Annotated in this window: 2 protein-coding genes; one reads left to right on the plus strand and one right to left on the minus strand. The window is 57.5% G+C overall.

Annotated elements, in window-relative coordinates:
- Positions 1-1,055: 1,055 nt before the first annotated feature.
- Positions 1,056-2,195: an extracellular solute-binding protein gene (locus tag EOA60_RS28975; RefSeq protein WP_127335270.1), complete on the plus strand. Its 1,140-nt coding sequence runs from the start codon at positions 1,056-1,058 to the stop codon at positions 2,193-2,195.
- On the opposite strand, the gene EOA60_RS38400 is transcribed toward EOA60_RS28975, so the two are convergent.
- The coding region (locus tag EOA60_RS38400; protein ID WP_206628302.1) for a hypothetical protein at positions 2,183-2,404 on the minus strand (222 nt) is incomplete at its 5' end. The genes EOA60_RS28975 and EOA60_RS38400 overlap by 13 nt on opposite strands.

Genomic DNA, 2,404 nt, shown 5'->3' on the forward strand with positions numbered 1-2,404 from the left:
GTCTCAGCCACTTCGGTCGCGATCATGATGCTGGCAGGGCGCGGCGACCAGCCGAACCAAGGGCACTTCCGCCCAATAGAGGTCATTACGCGACCCGGATCAATGTTTGAACCGCTCCCCCCTTCTCCATGCTTCCTGGTCGGTTGGGCGACTCTGCAGGCGATGGAAGTTATCTACAAAGCGCTCGCCACTGCGCTGCCGGAGCGCGTCCCGGCGAGTAGTGGGGGCTGTATTCTTACGGTGGTACCCTGGGGGCTTCGGTCAGGCACGCGTGAACCATGGGCAGACGCCTTTGTATGCCCAGTTGGACAGGGAGCTCATGCGGCCGGAGACGGCGCAAACAGCTTGATGCACATTTCCGAGACTTCGACACGCTTTCCTTCTGCTGAGGTCTGGGAAGCGAGAAATCCCTGGCTTTTTGAGAAGGTTGAACTAGCACAGGATTCCGGCGGCGCTGGTCGCTATCGCGGCGGTCTTGGCCTTGACATCAGCTTTCGAGCACTTGAGGACTCGTGGGTTACGAGTGTGATCGAGCGGACGAAGAACCCGCCTTGGGGTCTCGCAGGCGGGGACAAGGGGCGGCCAAACCGCGCAGTGCTTCGCCTACCAGACGGACGAACTAAGGAGATTGGAAAGGCGACGCGCGTAGAGGTTCCGAAGAACGCGATTTTCGAAATCCAGTGTGGGGGGGGTGGAGGATATGGACCGGCATCGGAGCGGGAAGCGGAGGCTGTTAGGGTCGATGTCAGAGAGGGTTACATCAGCGATGGTCATGCGCGAAGACACTATGGACATATCTTGCCCGCCTAGAACACGGCGAGGTTTTTGAGAGGGACGCAAGGAACGCGGGTGGCCTTTCCTGCCCAAGTACTTGGCATCGACACTAACGCATCGCGACTAGAGCCGTAACAGATAAATGATAATTTCTCGAGCAAAGCTCTAAGCAATGCATTCAATGCGATGGGGTAATGCCCTACCGGCGAGCTTTTTCCGAAGGCGATGGGAATACAGACACGATGGCTTAAACCTAACCTGATGGGAGTGAGGTAGGAGCGATGAAAAAGAGCGAAAAAGAGCTGTGGGAACTGCGAGTAGCCAATGCACAACGCAACGTGATCAACCGGCGACGATTCCACTCGATGGCTGGCGGGCTCGTTGCACTGTCGCTGGGAGGATTGGGATCGGCATGGGCCAGCGGCGAGGCATCCGTCAAGCAACTGACCAGCGGCACCATCACGTTAGGCGGTTGGCCCGACTGGATTGGAAAGGACAACATTCCCGACTTTCGGAAGGCATATCCTGACGCGGACGTCCGATTGGCATCAATCCCTGGCGAGGAGGACCGGATCGCAAAGCTCGCGACGGATCCCGCGGCGGTGGACATAATGTTGCTCGTCGAGAACGACGTTCAGCGCCTCATCGACTTGGGCGTGTCGGCTCCAGTTGATCTGGGCGCAGTGCCGAACTACGCCAACGTCGACGAGGCCTTTAAAGTCGGCTATGCGGCGGCATCGCAGCCCCGCTGCGTCACGACTGACTACGGCAAAACGGGATTCGGCTACCGCCGCGACATCGTCAAAGAGGATTTGAAATCGTGGGCCGATGTCTGGAAGGTAGCAGAGAAATATAAGGGCAAGATCACGTTCCTCAACCAGCCGCAATTTGTCATCGGGACAGGGCTCATCGTCAACGGCGACTCGATCTCGTCGACAGACGGCAGCGCTGTGAGGCGCGCCGCCGACAAGATCATCGAGATTAAGCCCTTTTTGAAGCGGTTCGTAGACACGGACATTTCGAGGGGGTTGGTTGACGGTTCAGTTGCGATCGCGATGAGCTGGGACTATGATATTTATTTGGCCCAACAGGAGAATGAGAACATCGTTTGGGTCGCGCCCGAGGACGGCATATACGGCTATCTCGATGTCTGGGCTCCCGTCAACACGTCCGAGCGGCTGCCAGTTGTCTGGAAGTTCTTCGACTTCTTCTTTCAGCCGCGCCAATATGCAAACTTCGTCAACACGCTGGGGACCGCGTCCTGCATGGAGGCTAGCAAGCCGTTCATTGACAAGCGGATGGCGAATTCGGAAATACTCAATCCGTCCAAGGAAGTGCTAAAGCGGGTGCAGTATCCGAAACCTCTGGGGGAGGGTCAACGGATCTGGGATCGCGAATGGCTGCGTATTCAAGCTGCCTGACATCGAACGAGGATTCCGCGAATGGGAAAACGTCCAGACCGAACAACGCCCAATGAGTATGCTGATGCTCCTGTTGGCAGGGAAACACCGTCTTTGGCGCGTTGGCGAAACTTGCCGCCACGCTCAGCTCGGTCTGGATTTTCGATGAAGCGGCCGCAACTCTCCGGCTTGTCGCGCGGCTTGGTTTCCTTACCAAACCTGGTCTGGGT

Source organism: Mesorhizobium sp. M1A.F.Ca.IN.020.06.1.1 (genome assembly GCF_004023265.1).
Classification (GTDB): domain Bacteria; phylum Pseudomonadota; class Alphaproteobacteria; order Rhizobiales; family Rhizobiaceae; genus Mesorhizobium.